The following is a 14793-nucleotide window of genomic DNA, read 5'->3' on the forward strand; positions in this document are numbered from 1 at the left end:
GGACTCTGCGCCAGGCCTGTCCATTCCATCGCCCCGCACTCATCTTGTGATCTTAAAGTTGTAAGTGATAGCCGGAACCGCCGACCCGATCACTGACAGGCGGTAGGCCTGCGGAATGGTGCCGCCGTAGGCTGGTTTGAAGAACACCGAATAAGGGTTCTTGCGACCGTACACGTTGTATACTGAGAAAGCCCAGCTGCTCACCCAGTTTGCGTTCCGTTTGTTGGTGCCGTCTATCACAAAGGCCAGGTCCAGGCGGTGGTAGTCGGGTATGCGGTGCTGGTTGCGGTCGCTGTAATTCACCATCAGCAGCCCGTCGATATAGCTAACTGACTCCGGATAAGTGATCGGCCTGCCTGTGCTATAGGTGAAGTTCGCAGACATGCTGATCAAACGGGTCAGCTGCTGGTTTAGGACCAGGCTGAGGTCATGCGGTTTGTCGAAGTTGGCCGGGAAGAAGTTGCCGTTGTTGATGCGCTCTTCGGGCGTGGGGCCGTTGACGCGGCGCAGCGACCTAGAGTAGGTATAGCTTGCCCAGCCTGTCAGCTTTTTGCTATTGCGGCGCACCATCAGCTCCAGTCCGTAGGCCTTGCCCTCGCCGGGCAGCAGGTCGGCATCGAGGGTGCTGTTGAGCAGGAGCCGGGCCCCGTCCTTGTACTCCACCAGATCGTGCAGCTTCTTGTAATAGGCCTCTGCTGAGAGCTCAATGGTATTGTCCTGCAGGTTTTTGAAAAAGCCCAGCGCCACTTGGTCCCCGAGCTGTGGACGCAGATGCGGGTTGCTCGTTTTCCAGATATCCACCGGGGAGGCGGCTGTTGTGTTGGAGATCAGGTGAATGTACTGCGCCATCCGGTTGTAACCCAGTTTGACAGAGCTGTTCTCCCCCAGGCTTATTTTTAGCGAAGCGCGCGGCTCAAAGTTACCGTATCGCTGTATCACACCGCCATTGCTAAAGCTGAGCGTATCAATAATGGTTGACTCGCGCCGGGGCGACTCCGGATCGTACACGTACACATCGCCTGGTCCCAGGTTATAGTAGGAGGAGTAGCGCAGGCCGTAGCTGACCGAAATCCTTGGACTGAGCGTGTATTCGTGGTCCAGGTATAGGGCCGCTTCCACTGAGCGCTCACGCGGCATATGGACGGGCAGTAAACTCGACAGCTCTGAACCAGGCGTCAGGGTGCCGGGGCTGAACTCATACCAGGAGGAGGAGGCGCCCAGACCCATCTTATGCCGCACGGAAGGCTCATAATTCAGGTCTGCCCTGAGCTGCTTGTACTTGATCTCCGAGTCGAGGGTATAGCTGTAGGGCTCTGTTTTGGCTTCCACGCCATAGTCATAGTCTCCCACCACGCCAGTCACGCTTGACAGCAGCTTGTCATTGAAGGTGTGGTTCCAGCGGGCGGTGCCGGTAGCAGTACCCCAGGTATAGGTGGTGTCCGCTCCGAAGCGGAAACCATCGCGGCTCAGGTAACCCGACACCATGAGCTGGTCTTTGGCGCTGATGGTGTAGTCAACCTTGGCATTGAAGTCATAGAAGTAGCCGTCGCTGTCGCGCACAGCCTTGTCGGGTACATAGCGCATGGCCAGTCCGGGGTAGGCCCCACGGGCTCCGAGCACAAAAGAGGCTTTGTCTTTGAGCAGGGGCGCTTCCACCATCAGGCGGCTGGCCAGCAGTCCGATACCCCCGCTCAGGATGGGCGCTTTCTTGTTGCCCTCTTTCAGCTCCACGTCCAGCACCGACGAGATGCGGCCGCCATACCGGGCAGGTATACCGCCACGGTACAAGGTAACATCCTGTACCATATCCGGATTGAAGACCGAGAAGAAGCCAAACAGGTGAGAGGAGCTGAAAAGCGGTGCCTGATCCTGCAAGATCAGGTTCTGGTCGATGCTGCCACCGCGTACGTTGAAGCCGCTCGCCCCCTCGCCGACGGTGGTCACGCCCGGCAGCGTAATGATGCTGCGCAAGACGTCCACCTCGCCCAGAAAGTTGGGCATTTTGCGCACTTCCTGTATCGAGAGGCGGGCCACCCCCATCTCCAGGCTTTCCACGTTATGGTCGGGCGCTTTGGCCGATACCTCTACTTCCCGCAGCTGGTTGCTTACTTCGAACAACTCGACGTGCATAGTACGGCTTTGCTGCAAGCTCACCCGCCGCTGGTCCTCTACCATGCCCATGGCCCGCACCCGTAAGGTATAGTTCCCCGCGGGCACCGATAAGGTATACCTGCCCTGCTCATCAGCCACAGTGCCTTTCCCTGTCTCCACCAGCAGCACGGTGGCTCCGATAAAGGGCTCGCCTGTTTTGGCGTTGCGCACCTGCCCGCTCAAAGTCACAATGCGCTCAGTGGCCTGTCCTGCAACAGCTGCCCCCGACTGCACCGTGTCGGACCGGAAAATGGAGGCCGCAGACTGGGGTACCAACACAAAGGTGCGGTCGTCATAGAGCACAAACGACAAGCGGGCTCTTCCCAGAAGCTTTTGCAGTGCGCTGGCGATCGGTTCCTGATCAAACACCTGAGTGATCTGTACTCCTTCTACCCACTCGGGCTGGTAGAATACGCGCAGCTTGTGCTTTTGCTGCAGGTCTTGCAGCACCGCCTGCAGGGGCTGCTCCTGGTAGCTGGCCGTAATGCGGATCTGCCCGGTATCCTGTGCCCAGGTATAGCCGGGCAATAGCAGCAGGAAAATAAGCAGAAAGTAATGGTAGCGTCTTCTCATAAAACAGGGATGCGGTTGGCGTAGGTGCGCAGCAGGGATAGAAAGCGACTACATTGCACCTTAGCAATATATAGTTTTAACATTGAATTTGAAAATTTTGGAATGGCCGCTGCGCAAAAGCTTTGCGCTTTTACATTTTACTTAACTGCCATAGAATCGTACATAATAAATGGAGAGCCAAGCCTATGTCAGAAACAGACAAAGAGTTGATAAAGAAGCTCAAAAAGAAGCTGAAAGTGCAGGAGCAGAAGAACGCTGAGATACGGGATCACATGGCCGCTGAGCGCACCATTTTCGCCAACGAACGCACCTTGATGGCCTACCTGCGCACGGCTATGACGATCTCCGTGGGCGGTTATGTGGCTATCAAACTTTCCGATGACCTCTACCTGGACGTCATTGGCGTCATCCTGATCCCGGTTGGCATCATACTGGCAGTTTACAGCTTTGTCAGGTATAGGCACAAGCAGCGCATCATTGAGGGGCACCACCAGGACTACTGCCCCACCAGCCACGAGCACGAGCGGGCGCACAACGAGCTGCCCCAACCCGGCGAGAACGGCAAGCAATCCGCTGCTTAACCGAGGCCATCAGCCGGGTTAGTTCCGCAGCAGGTATAGGCTGCACTTCGTCGTATTTGTTTCGTATATTTCTCAAAAAAGGAATCAATGCAGGTGCCGGAGCAAGACGAAATCAAAAGGCTCAAGAAGAAGCTCAGGAAACTGGAGAAGAAGAACACGGAGATACGCGACGAGATGGCCATCCAGCGGACTATCTTCGCCAACGAGCGTACCTTCATGGCGTACTTACGGACTGCCATTGCGCTTATTGCCGGTGGCTTTGCCGCTATCAAGTTTTCGCACCTGGTGTACATGAAATTGATCGGCCTTACCCTGATGTTACTTGGCGTGCTGCTGGCAGTCTACAGTTTTGTGCGCTATCTTAAGAAGCAAAAGCTGATCAAACGCCACTGGCAGAGCTACGAACCCACCAGCCACCACCACGAAGCACTCTACGAAAAGCAGGCTTCGCGCTACGGAAACGTAGATTGAGGTATATGCTAAGGATAATTGCTGAAAGCTAAACCATTTAGCGCCGATCGCTGTTAAGAAGGGTTAGCATCTTCGGGTACGGAGGCGCTGATATTTTTGTAACTTTGCTATTTAAAATCAAGCTTTCCTGAATGGCTTTTAACCAAGCGCAAGACACAGCAACCGGCACCGACACTGCCTTTTCGCAAAATGGCGAAACACAGCAGATCGAAGTATACGGTGCCCGCGAACATAACCTCAAAAACATTTCCATCAAGCTGCCGCGCTACAAGCTGGTGGTCTTTACCGGCATTAGTGGCTCGGGCAAGTCCTCGCTGGCTTTCGACACTATCTACGCCGAAGGCCAGCGCCGCTACATGGAAACCTTCTCGGCCTACGCCCGCTCCTTTATGGGCGGACTCGAGCGCCCCGATGTGGACAAGATCGAAGGCCTCTCGCCGGTGATCTCCATCGAGCAGAAAACCACGAGCCGCAACCCACGCTCCACCGTGGGCACCATCACCGAGATCTACGACTTTATGCGTCTGCTTTGGGCCCGCACGGCCGAGGCGTATAGCTATGTGACCGGTGAGAAAATGGTGCGCCAGAGCGATGACCAGATCGTGAACCACATCCTGGAGAACTTCGACGGCAAGCGCATCATTGTGCTGGCCCCAGTGGTAAAGGGCCGTAAAGGGCACTATCGCGAGCTCTTCCAGCAGATCCGAAAGATGGGCTTCATACGAGCCCGCGTGGATGGCGAATTGCTGGAGATCGACCCGAAAATGCAGGTGGACCGCTATAAGATCCACGACATCGAGATCGTGATCGACAAGATCGTGGTGAAGGAGGAAGACCGTTTCCGTCTTTCGGGCTCTATCCAGAATGCGCTCACGCACGGCAAGGGCACGGCGCTGATCCTGGATATGGACGCTGACAAAACCCACTTCTTCTCACGCCACCTCATGGACCCGGCCACCGGCATCGCCTACGACGATCCGGCCCCGAACTCCTTCTCGTTTAACTCCCCGTACGGCGCCTGCCCGGTGTGTACCGGTTTGGGTGAGATACAGGAGATCACGGAAGAGTCGGTTATACCTGACAATAGCCTGAGCATACGCCGCGGCGGCATAGCACCGCTCGGCGAGTACCGCGACATCTGGATCTTCAAGCAGATGGAGGCGCTCTTCAAGCATTTCAAAGTGTCGGTTTCGACCCCGATCAAGGATTTGCCGGAGGATGTGCTGAAGGTGTTGCTTTATGGGCTGGACGAAGACCTGGAGGTAAATACTAAAAAGGGCAACTATGTGGTGGAGTTCGAAGGCATCGTCAACTTCCTGAAAAACCAGATGGAATCGGACTCCGATAACATCCGCTCATGGGTAGAGGACTTTGCACAGACCACCACCTGCCCGGAATGCAACGGGTATCGCCTCAAGAAAGAATCGCTGCACTTCAAGATTGCCAACACGAACATCGGCGAACTCTCGGTGCTTGACATCAACAAACTGGCTGCCTGGTTTGAGGGTGTGGAAGAACGCATGAGCGAGCGCCAGAACGTGATCGCCCGTGAGCTGTTGAAGGAGATTCGCAAGCGCATCGGCTTTTTGCTGGATGTGGGCCTGGACTACCTGAGCCTGCACCGCCCTGTGAAGACGCTATCCGGTGGCGAGAGCCAGCGTATACGCCTGGCTACGCAGATCGGTACGCAGCTGGTAGGCGTGCTTTACATCATGGATGAACCAAGCATCGGTCTGCACCAGCGCGACAACGAGCGCCTGATCAAGGCCCTGCAGGACCTCCGCGATCTGGGTAATTCCATCATTGTAGTGGAGCACGACAAGGATATGATCCTGCAAGCCGATTACGTGGTGGACATCGGTCCGGGCGCAGGTATACATGGGGGACAAGTGGTAACTGCCGGCACACCGGAAGAGATGATGAACGCCGGCACGACCACGGCCGACTTTTTGAGCAACCGCAGAGGTATAGCCGTGCCGCGTGTGAAACGCCCGGGCACAGGCCAGGTACTGAAACTGAAAGGCGCCACCGGCAACAACTTAAAGAATGTGACGCTGGAACTGCCGCTCGGCAAAATGGTGTGCGTGACCGGTGTGTCGGGCAGTGGCAAGTCCTCGCTCATACACGACACACTCTACCCGATCCTGAACACGCATTTCTTCCGGGCCAAGCGCGATCCGCTTCCTTACAAGAAAATAGAAGGACTGGAGCATATCGACAAAGTAATTGAAGTGGACCAGTCACCGATCGGGCGTACACCGCGCTCCAACCCGGCCACGTATACCGGCGTGTTCACCGACATCCGTACCTTGTTCGCGCAGTTGCCGGAAGCCAAGATCAGGGGCTATACGCCCGGTCGTTTCTCGTTCAACGTGAAGGGTGGCCGTTGCGAGGCTTGCGAAGGGGCAGGTATGCGCACAATCGAGATGAACTTTCTGCCGGACGTATACGTGCCCTGCGAGGTCTGTAAAGGCAAGCGCTACAACCGCGAAACGCTGGAAGTGCGCTTCAAAGGCAAGAGCATTACCGATGTGCTGGATATGACCGTGGAGCAGGCGGTGGATTTCTTTGAAAGTCAGCCGCGTATCCTGCGTAAGATCCAGACATTGAACGAAGTGGGCTTAGGCTATATCACGTTCGGCCAGCAAGCGACTACCCTATCGGGAGGTGAGGCACAGCGCGTGAAACTGGCTACGGAGTTGTCGAAGAAGGACACCGGCCAGACGCTCTATATTCTGGACGAGCCAACTACCGGTCTTCACTTCCAGGACATCGAGCACCTGAGCGAGGTATTGCACAAGCTAACCGACAAAGGCAACTCAGTACTCATCATCGAGCACAACCTGGATTTGATCAAGATCGCCGACTGGATCATCGACATCGGGCCGGAAGGTGGCGAGGGCGGTGGCACCATTGTAGCGGCCGGCACGCCGGAAGATATTGTCAAAAAAGGCAAAGGCTATACCGCCCGCTTCCTGAAAGAGGAGTTGAAAACGAGCCACTACCGCGAAAACGGTCAGGCTTAGCAGGTATAGCAACCTATAAAAAAAGCCGCTCTCAGATATGGGAGCGGCTTTTTTGTTTTAGATGCTTTCGAGCCTGTCCTCCAGTGCCTCTGTCTTTTGGAGGTGCTGGCGCAGGAGCGGGAGTTGCTTGGAGGCGAACTGTTTTACCTCCATCACCTGGGCGTTCTCGGCCATGTCCTCGTACCGGTTCAGCAGGTTGTCGTGCTCTTCGCGGATGCGCTTAATGTAGGCCAGGTCAAAACCTATACCTGTTTCAGCACTCACATCGTCGTATACTTTTTGATGCGCTCTGCCCATTTCGTTGGGCACTACAAACTCACCTTGCACGGCTACGTTCTGCAAGTCTTCCATCAATCGCTGGTGACCTGCGCCCATTTCCTGCGCCATTTCCTTTACTTCCGGACTGACAGCTTTTTCCAAAGCCAGTTCACTGAGCTGCACCTGCAGCATATTCGCGCTGGTGGCCTCGGCTATGAACAAGGCATCGTTTTTCATTCCCTGCACGCCGGCGGCCTCAAACTGTGCTACGCTTTGTGCGGCGGCCTGCTCAATACTGTCGCCGGGGCCGCAACTGGCAGTGCCCAGCAGAAGCATGGCACTGGCAAGGTATAGGGTAATTTTTCGGATCATACACATGGGTTTAAAATATGAGCATCTGCAGCCATACCGGGTGCAGATGCCCAAGATAATTAGTTTTTAGGAAATGCCCAGTGTTTGGGTTAACGCTTACTGCTTAAGACCGTCTTTGATCTGCTGAGCGCGCTTGTGGTGCTCGCGCAACTTAGGTAGCGTTTTGGTGGCAAAGGCCTTCACTTCTGCATCATCGTAGTCGGCATCTTCCGTCACATCTTCGAACAGGCTGATGTCACTGTCGTGGGCGCTCACCATTTTGTCCATGTAATCTCTGTCAAATTCGGCTCCCTGCTTTTCGCGTAGGTCACGCATCTGGCTCATGTGCTCATTGCTCATGCTGTCTGGCAGCGTGATGTTTTTGCTGAGCGCCAGGTCACTCATTTCCTTGTTAGCCGCCGTGTGGTCCTTCACCATCATCGCGGCAAATTCCTTCACCTGCGGATTTGTGGCACGCTCCTGCGCCAGCTTGCCTGCCTCTACTTCCATCATGCTGCTGCTGGCTGCCTTGGTCATAAACTCGGCCTGGTCATCGCGCTCCTCTTCCATGGCAGTGTCTTCAAAACGCTCCTCAGTTACATCCTGCGCCTGATCCACGCTGTCGTTGCCGGAGCCACCGCAGGCCATGGTGCCAAATAGGAAGGCACAGGCCATTAATCCTGATGTTGCAATTCTTTTCATAGTATGAGTTTCTTTATAAATAGTTAGATAGTTTAAACAAATTGGTATACGCCCCTAAGGCTATGGAGTTATATCATGTGGCTCGAATATAGGGGAGACGGACAAAAATCTCTGTTTTAGCGATATTCAGGCACAGAGTGCGTGTGTATAAAACTTAGGCGCAAACGACTACAACTATCTCAGGTATAAAACGATATACACATGAAATAAGCTACCAAACCCTGCACAGGCCATACCTCATGATACGACTCTTTGCCATGCGCGCCATTGCAGCCTTGCTATTCGGCAGTTGCTTTTTGATCTGCTCTGCGGCCCACGCGCAAGTAACGGAGGAGGAAAGAGAAGACCGCACCGAAATGATCAACATAGACCGCGACCATGACAAGACGCTCAAGATCCATCCGCTGCATTATGGGGAGGTGTTTGTATCGTACGAGAAGGTGCGTTCGCCCGGCATCAGCAATGAGTTTGGGCTGAGCTATTTCTACAAACTGCACCTGAAAGGCGATGGATGGACTTCGAATGCGAAAGACGTGATGGGCATCGGCATCCGGATGAGCCAACGTTACTATACCTCTAAGAAGAAATCTCCCCCTTTTGGCTTTTTTCACGGGCCCATGTTCAGTTACCGCTTCATTGTGTTTGAGCGCAACGTGTTCGACCTGCCCGACCTGCCGCCCAGCGATCCCGACTTCAGGTATGTAGGCCGGCTCTACCAGAACGCGTTGGACCTGAGCTACCACCTAGGCTATCAGTTCCGACTAGGGCGCCACTTTACAACCGAGCTTTCTGGCGGGCTTGGAGGACGCGTCAAAATCGCCAATGCCACCAATGGCGGCGATTTGATCAAAGAGAATATCATCGGGCATGTGGTCCACTCCGACGAGGGTGCCGTTATAACAGTGGGTCCCTCCCCACAGCTCAACTTCTCGATCGGCTACTCTTTCTGATTACTTGTTGATCTTGCTGAGCACACTGTAGGCCATCAGCTTGCCATTGCGGTAGGTTTCTGATTTTATCCAACCCGTGCCAGGCACAAACCACTCCACGGTCTGCATGCGGGTACCAGGCATTTTCATACCCATGGCGCGGGTCTGCACCTCCATGTCCTGGTTTATCTTGAAGCCTTCGTAGGTACCGGCCGGTACCTCAAACCGCTCTTTTTCGCCAACGGTACGGTCGGTCACCAGCATCGTAATCGTGCTGAAGTTCTGCCCGCTGTTCTTGTCCAGCACATCGATGGTAAAGCTCCCGTCTTTTAGTTTTTGGCCGGGGCTAAGGGAGGCCGGGTAATCCATGTGGTCGCCCTCCATCTTGATTTCCATGTCTTTGTAGGCGGACATCATGTCGGGGTTCATCAGGGAGCGCATGTCCACCCAGACGGAGCCGTTTTCGCAGCCTACCTGGTAGCTCCCCTCGTTGGCCATTTTCCCTTTCTCGTCATACATCTTGGTATGGACCGTCGCCTCCGACTTGCCGCCGTTTTGCCGCACATCGGTTACCTTATACACTACCTTTCCGGTGAGCTTATTGCGCTGGTTGTAGCTAAGTATCTCGTACTCGGCATTTTCGGTGAGCAAAAGGTAGCCACTGCAGTCCTGCGCTATGGTAGTGGTTGGCACTGATAAGAATCCGCACAGCATGGCGATAACAAAAAGAAGGTACATCTTTCTCATAGTCTTTACCTGTTAAATTGATATCAATAACTTTTCTAAAGATAGTTATAATTTATGCAATACCCCTATAAACACCTGACTTGCAGGTAGGTGGCCATAATTGACCAGTGATCGGACTGAAACACAGGGTATAAAAAAAGCCAGGCACAAGGCCTGGCTTCAATAAAGTAGGTAAAGGTAAAGCGGGCTAGGCGCCTGTAAAGTTTGGCTTGCGCTTTTCGTTAAAGGCCGTTACACCCTCTTTGTAATCAGCAGAGCTTCCGGCTATTTTCTGGCAGTGGGCCTCGTAATCCAGCATTTCGTCCAGCGTGGAATTAAATGACTTGTTGAGCATCTTCTTCATTAAACCGATGGCTTTGGTAGGCGCCACAGCATAGCGGGCAGCCAGTTCGGCTACAGTCGCATCCAGCTCTTCCGGAGCCACCACGCGGTTTACCATGCCCAGTTGCAAGGCCTCTTCGGCGCTTACTTTAGAGCCCAGTGTGCTCAGCTCAAAAGCCTTCAGCGAACCCACTACACGCGGCAAAAAGAAAGAAGAACCGGAATCGAGCACCAGGCCTACGTTCACGAACACCTCGATCATGCTGGCGGCAGTGGATGCTACTACCAGGTCGCAGGCTAGGGCGAGGGAACAACCGGCACCGGCGGCTACCCCGTTCAGCTTGCAGATGATGGGCTTGGGCAGGCTGCGCATGGCCCGGATGATCGGGTTATACCGCTTCTCCAGCGACTCCGACAGATCACGCTTGTCGGCACTGGCAATGGCCTTGAGGTCCTGGCCGGAGCAGAAGGCTTTGCCAGCGCCTGTCAAAATCACCACACGCACGCTGTCATCGCGGGTTACCTGTTTGAGGGCGTCCTGCAGCTCGTAGCTCTGCTTGTCGTTAAAGGCGTTGAAAACATCGGGTCTGTTCAGCGTGATGGTGGCAATGCCACCCTGCACATCATATAGCAAGCATTCGTAGTTCATGTTGTCGTTTGTTTTTGTAGAAGAGATAACCAAAGGTATAGATAATCACCCTGAAGAGCAAAAGCGGCTACAGGGCCACAAAGCCCGCCAACAGTACCAGCAAAAGCCCTGTCAGAAAGCCCGTATACGCCTGCGCCGGGGTATGGGCATGCAAGGCCAGTCTCGCCGAGAGCACCGCCCCTGACACTAAAACCAGCAGCACGATAGGTATAAGCAAACCTGATTCGGGCATGAGTTTGTTCATGAGCAGAAGCACTCCCAAGGCTCCTCCCAACCCAATGCCGTGCGCACTGATCTTCCAGAAAAATGAAACGCACCAGGCCACCAGAACGGAGGCTGTGACCACGCCCATCACGAAATAGAAGAGCTGATCAAACACAGACTCTGAGTAAAAAAGGTAGGTCGTGACGGCATAGCAAAGGGCGGTAAACAGAAGCGGCCTGCTTCGCTGTTCCCGCCGGTCTATTTCATAAGAGTCGATGAAGCCGGTTTTAAACATGGCGAAAGCCCCCAGCCCGGGCACCATGAACGTGGTGAAAAAGATCATGCTCAGCACGATCCAGCGGCTTTGCAGTGGAAGCGAGATAGAAGAAACCGGCAAAAAATAAAGGATGATGGCAAACAGATACGTCGGCATCAGCAGAGGGTGAAACGCAACAGACAAAAAGCGGGCGAGGGAGCGGTTCAAGAAAGGTTAATTATTAATGATAAATGAATAATGACTAAAATTTTGAGTTATCTGACAGGTATACGCCTCACAATGAACAGCTAATTAATTATTCATCATTATTAACTACTCATTATTCATTCATCATTAGTCATTCTACTAAAGTTCTTTCCGCAGGCGGGCCACCGGTATGTTGAGCTGCTCGCGGTACTTGGCCACGGTACGGCGGGCTATGTTGTAGCCCTTGTCGTTGAGCATCTTTTCGATCTTTTCATCGGAGAGCGGCTTGCGCTTGCTTTCCTTGTCGATGATTTCCTTGAGGATGTGCTTTACCTCGCGGCTGCTGGCATCCTCGCCGGAGTCAGTGGCAATGCCTTCGGAGAAAAAGTACTTGAGCGGATAGATGCCGAATTCCGTCTGCACAGCTTTGCTGTTGGCCACGCGGCTCACGGTACTGATGTCCATGCCAATGTCTTCGGCGATGTCTTTCAGAATCATCGGGCGCAGCTTGCTTTCGTCGCCCTCCAGAAAAAACTCGTGCTGGTACTTGATGATCGACTCCATGGTGCGCAGCAGCGTGTTCTGGCGCTGGCGTATGGCATCAATAAACCATTTGGCCGCGTCCAGCTTCTGCTTCACGAAAGTTACCGTCTCTTTCAGCTTCTTGTCCTTCTTATCTGACTTGTCGTAGGCGTCGAACATGTCGGCATAGGAGCGGCTGATGCGCAGGTCCGGGGCGTTGCGGGAATTGAGCGAGAGCTGCAACTGCCCGTTTTCGTTGGTCAGGATAAAGTCAGGTATAATGTACTGCACCCGCGCCATGCCGGCCCCGCTTCCGCCCGGTTTCGGGTTGAGTTTGATGATTACGTCGATGGCTTTTTTCAGCTCATCTTCCGAAACGTTAAACTTCGACTGTATTTTCTGATAATGCTTCTTGGTGAACTCGTCAAACGACTCCTTGATGATGCGCTCAGCCAGCCGGGTAGTTTCGTCCTGCTCTCGGCGCTCGAGTTGCAGCAGCAGGCACTCCGGCAGATCGCGGGCGCCTATTCCTGCCGGATCGAAGGTCTGGACCATGTGCAGCACCTGCTCAATCTCCTCTTCGGTGGTCATCACGTTCTGCGAAAAAGCCAGGTCGTTGGCAATGGAGCTCAGCTCACGGCGTATGTAACCGTCGCTGTCGATGCTGCCGATGAGCTGCATGCCAATGGTATACTGCTTGTCGTCGAGGGCCAGGAAACCGAGCTGGTCCATCAGGTTGTCGTTGAGCGAGCTGGACATGGCAATCGGCATCTCGCGGTCTTCCTCATCGCCACCGCGGTCGCCTTGCATCTTGTAGCCGCTTATCTCGTCATCGTTGAGGTAATCGTTGATGTCAACTTCGTCTTTGCCGTAGTCGTCCTCGCTGTCGTAGTCCTCTGATTCTGAGTCGCTGTACTCGTTTTCGGACTCTTCACGGCCTTCTTCCAGCGCCGGGTTCACTTCCATCTCCTCTTTTATGCGCGCCTCGAGCTCAACAGTAGGTATCTGCAGCAGCTTGATAAATTGTATCTGCTGCGGCGATAACTTCTGGGATAAGAGTTGTCTTAAATCGAGTCGCTGCATAGTAGGAAAACGGATATTCGTGCCGCTTAGTGCACCTTCAAATTTAGGATAATTTTACTTGCATTTACAAAAAAGGTTAAAATATCGTTACTTTGAGGGATTATTGAAAAGGGGGCTGCACCAGGGAGCCAACTATAGTTCACCTGCCCGCTACAGGACTTTCCCTAAGCAGGTTAGGACGGTTGGTTCGGGGCAGCATGGCATCTTTTCCGTCTTTCTCAGGAGGGCCGGAAATTATACCTTAACCCATAATTTGTTCAGACACATTACGCTACTAGAAATAACATGCAACGCACGAAAGTAAAAGAGCTACTGACTGGTGCCGAAGAAGGCAAAGAGGTATTATTGAAGGGCTGGGTACGCACCAAGCGCGGCAACAAGTTTGTGAATTTCATTGCCGTGAACGACGGCTCCACGATACAGAACCTGCAGGTAGTAGCCGATGCTGAGAAGTTCGGCGAAGAGTCCCTGAAAGACGTGACAACCGGCGCTGCCGTTTCCATCACGGGCCAACTCGTGGCCTCACAGGGCAAAGGGCAGGCCTTTGAAATAGTAGCCAATACCATCGAGGTAGTAGGCAAGGCCGATCCGGAGACCTATCCGCTGCAGAAAAAGGCGCACTCGCTGGAGTTTTTGCGCGAGATCGCCCACCTGCGCTTCCGCACCAACACGTTTGGCGCGGTGTTCCGCGTGCGCAACACGCTGGCCTTTGCCGTGCACAAGTTCTTCAACGAGAAGGGCTTCGTGTACATGCACACGCCGATCATCACGGCCTCTGACGCAGAGGGCGCCGGTGAGATGTTCCATGTCACCAACCTTGACCTGGATAACCTCCCGCGCACGGAAGACGGCAAGATCAACTACGAGGAGGACTTCTTCGGCAAGGCCACCAACCTAACGGTGTCAGGTCAGCTGGAAGGCGAGCTGGCGGCCATGGCTTTCAGCGACATCTATACCTTCGGCCCGACCTTCCGTGCCGAGAACTCCAACACCGCCCGTCACCTGGCCGAGTTCTGGATGATTGAGCCGGAGATGGCGTTCTACGACCTGAAAATGAACGCCGACCTGGCCGAGGAATTCATCAAATACATCATCCGCTACGCCCTGGAGCACAACCGCGAGGACATCGAGTTCCTGGGCCAGCGCCTGGTGGAGGAAGACAAGGCCAAGCCGCAGAACGAGCGCCAGGAAATGACGCTGCTCGAGAAGCTGGAGTTTGTCGTGAACAACAACTTTGAGCGCGTGACCTATACCGAGGCGGTGGACATTCTGATGAACTCCAGCCACTATAAGAAGAAGAAATTCCAGTACGACGTGAGTTGGGGCATCGACCTGCAGAGCGAGCACGAGCGCTACCTGGTGGAGAAGCACTTCAAGAAACCGGTGATCGTGACCGACTACCCGAAAGATATCAAGGCCTTCTACATGCGCCTCAACGACGACGGCAAGACCGTGGCCGCGATGGACATCCTGGCGCCGGGCATCGGCGAGATTGTGGGTGGTTCGCAGCGTGAGGAACGTATGGAGATACTGGTGGAGCGCATGAAGGGCGTGGGCATTGAAGAGGAAGACCTGTGGTGGTACCTGGATACCCGCCGTTTTGGGGGCTGTCCGCACGCCGGCTTCGGTCTGGGCTTCGAGCGCATGGTGCAGTTTGTGACTGGTATGGGCAACATCCGCGACGTAATTCCATTCCCACGCACCCCGGGGAACGCAGAGTTTTAACACAGGCTATAACTTATACCTACAAAAGCCCGGCTAT

12 protein-coding genes are annotated in these 14793 nt (G+C 54.2%); 5 read left to right on the forward strand and 7 right to left on the reverse strand.

Annotated elements, in window-relative coordinates; genetic code table 11:
- Positions 1 to 39: 39 nt before the first annotated feature.
- On the reverse strand, positions 40 to 2724 hold the full coding sequence (locus Q4E40_RS10585) for a TonB-dependent receptor (protein ID WP_303412053.1): 2685 nt from the start codon (positions 2722 to 2724) through the stop codon (positions 40 to 42).
- Positions 2725 to 2909: 185 nt separating this feature from the next.
- On the opposite strand from Q4E40_RS10585, the gene Q4E40_RS10590 reads away from it, so the two are divergent.
- From Q4E40_RS10590 to uvrA, 3 genes are all read left to right on the forward strand, one after another.
- A complete protein-coding gene (locus Q4E40_RS10590) occupies positions 2910 to 3305 on the forward strand; it encodes a YidH family protein (RefSeq protein ID WP_303412054.1) in 396 nt (131 codons plus the stop codon).
- 87 nt (positions 3306 to 3392) lie between these two features.
- Complete coding sequence (locus Q4E40_RS10595) at positions 3393 to 3776, forward strand: YidH family protein (RefSeq protein ID WP_303412056.1); 384 nt, start codon at positions 3393 to 3395, stop codon at positions 3774 to 3776.
- A 131-nt stretch (positions 3777 to 3907) separates the two neighbouring features.
- Positions 3908 to 6802 carry an excinuclease ABC subunit UvrA gene (gene uvrA / locus Q4E40_RS10600; RefSeq protein ID WP_303412058.1) on the forward strand — a complete coding sequence of 965 codons (2895 nt, stop codon included), beginning with the start codon at positions 3908 to 3910 and terminating at the stop codon, positions 6800 to 6802.
- A gap of 57 nt (positions 6803 to 6859) precedes the next feature.
- Here uvrA and Q4E40_RS10605 read toward each other — a convergent pair whose 3' ends face one another.
- Together Q4E40_RS10605 and Q4E40_RS10610 are read right to left on the reverse strand one after the other, a co-directional pair.
- Entirely contained in the window at positions 6860 to 7432 is a 573-nt protein-coding gene (locus Q4E40_RS10605) for a DUF4142 domain-containing protein (RefSeq protein WP_303412060.1), read from the reverse strand.
- 96 nt (positions 7433 to 7528) lie between these two features.
- Positions 7529 to 8113 carry a DUF4142 domain-containing protein gene (locus Q4E40_RS10610; protein WP_303412061.1) on the reverse strand — a complete coding sequence of 195 codons (585 nt, stop codon included), beginning with the start codon at positions 8111 to 8113 and terminating at the stop codon, positions 7529 to 7531.
- Positions 8114 to 8352: 239 nt separating this feature from the next.
- Between Q4E40_RS10610 and Q4E40_RS10615 the strand changes: the two genes are divergently transcribed.
- Positions 8353 to 9063 carry an ABC transporter ATP-binding protein gene (locus Q4E40_RS10615; RefSeq protein WP_303412062.1) on the forward strand — a complete coding sequence of 237 codons (711 nt, stop codon included), beginning with the start codon at positions 8353 to 8355 and terminating at the stop codon, positions 9061 to 9063.
- Here Q4E40_RS10615 and Q4E40_RS10620 read toward each other — a convergent pair whose 3' ends face one another.
- The 4 genes from Q4E40_RS10620 to rpoN form a co-directional block, all read right to left on the reverse strand.
- The gene (locus tag Q4E40_RS10620; RefSeq protein WP_303412063.1) at positions 9064 to 9789 is read right to left on the reverse strand and encodes a TapB family protein; all 726 of its coding nucleotides are present in this window, start codon (positions 9787 to 9789) and stop codon (positions 9064 to 9066) included.
- Between the two features lie 187 nt (positions 9790 to 9976).
- Positions 9977 to 10759: an enoyl-CoA hydratase-related protein gene (locus tag Q4E40_RS10625; protein ID WP_303412064.1), complete on the reverse strand. Its 783-nt coding sequence runs from the start codon at positions 10757 to 10759 to the stop codon at positions 9977 to 9979.
- 67 nt (positions 10760 to 10826) lie between these two features.
- Positions 10827 to 11447: a hypothetical protein gene (locus tag Q4E40_RS10630; RefSeq protein WP_303412066.1), complete on the reverse strand. Its 621-nt coding sequence runs from the start codon at positions 11445 to 11447 to the stop codon at positions 10827 to 10829.
- 138 nt (positions 11448 to 11585) lie between these two features.
- The gene (gene rpoN, locus Q4E40_RS10635) at positions 11586 to 13031 is read right to left on the reverse strand and encodes an RNA polymerase factor sigma-54 (RefSeq protein WP_253401177.1); all 1446 of its coding nucleotides are present in this window, start codon (positions 13029 to 13031) and stop codon (positions 11586 to 11588) included.
- 285 nt (positions 13032 to 13316) lie between these two features.
- Here rpoN and asnS point away from each other — a divergent pair, with 285 nt between their 5' ends.
- Positions 13317 to 14756: an asparagine--tRNA ligase gene (gene asnS / locus Q4E40_RS10640; RefSeq protein WP_303412069.1), complete on the forward strand. Its 1440-nt coding sequence runs from the start codon at positions 13317 to 13319 to the stop codon at positions 14754 to 14756.
- Positions 14757 to 14793 lie beyond the last annotated feature (37 nt).

Origin of the sequence: Pontibacter coccineus (genome assembly GCF_030546575.1) — a bacterium.
Lineage (GTDB): Bacteria > Bacteroidota > Bacteroidia > Cytophagales > Hymenobacteraceae > Pontibacter > Pontibacter coccineus.

Coding starts and splice junctions, on each gene's coding strand:
- Q4E40_RS10595 (WP_303412056.1), top strand. CDS start 3,393: ATGCAGGTGCCGGAGCAAGACGAAATCAAAAGGCTCAAGAAGAAGCTC.
- uvrA (WP_303412058.1), top strand. CDS start 3,908: ATGGCTTTTAACCAAGCGCAAGACACAGCAACCGGCACCGACACTGCC.
- asnS (WP_303412069.1), top strand. CDS start 13,317: ATGCAACGCACGAAAGTAAAAGAGCTACTGACTGGTGCCGAAGAAGGC.
- Q4E40_RS10615 (WP_303412062.1), top strand. CDS start 8,353: ATGATACGACTCTTTGCCATGCGCGCCATTGCAGCCTTGCTATTCGGC.
- rpoN (WP_253401177.1), bottom strand. CDS start 13,031: ATGCAGCGACTCGATTTAAGACAACTCTTATCCCAGAAGTTATCGCCG.
- Q4E40_RS10610 (WP_303412061.1), bottom strand. CDS start 8,113: ATGAAAAGAATTGCAACATCAGGATTAATGGCCTGTGCCTTCCTATTT.
- Q4E40_RS10620 (WP_303412063.1), bottom strand. CDS start 9,789: ATGAGAAAGATGTACCTTCTTTTTGTTATCGCCATGCTGTGCGGATTC.
- Q4E40_RS10625 (WP_303412064.1), bottom strand. CDS start 10,759: ATGAACTACGAATGCTTGCTATATGATGTGCAGGGTGGCATTGCCACC.
- Q4E40_RS10585 (WP_303412053.1), bottom strand. CDS start 2,724: ATGAGAAGACGCTACCATTACTTTCTGCTTATTTTCCTGCTGCTATTG.
- Q4E40_RS10605 (WP_303412060.1), bottom strand. CDS start 7,432: ATGATCCGAAAAATTACCCTATACCTTGCCAGTGCCATGCTTCTGCTG.
- Q4E40_RS10590 (WP_303412054.1), top strand. CDS start 2,910: ATGTCAGAAACAGACAAAGAGTTGATAAAGAAGCTCAAAAAGAAGCTG.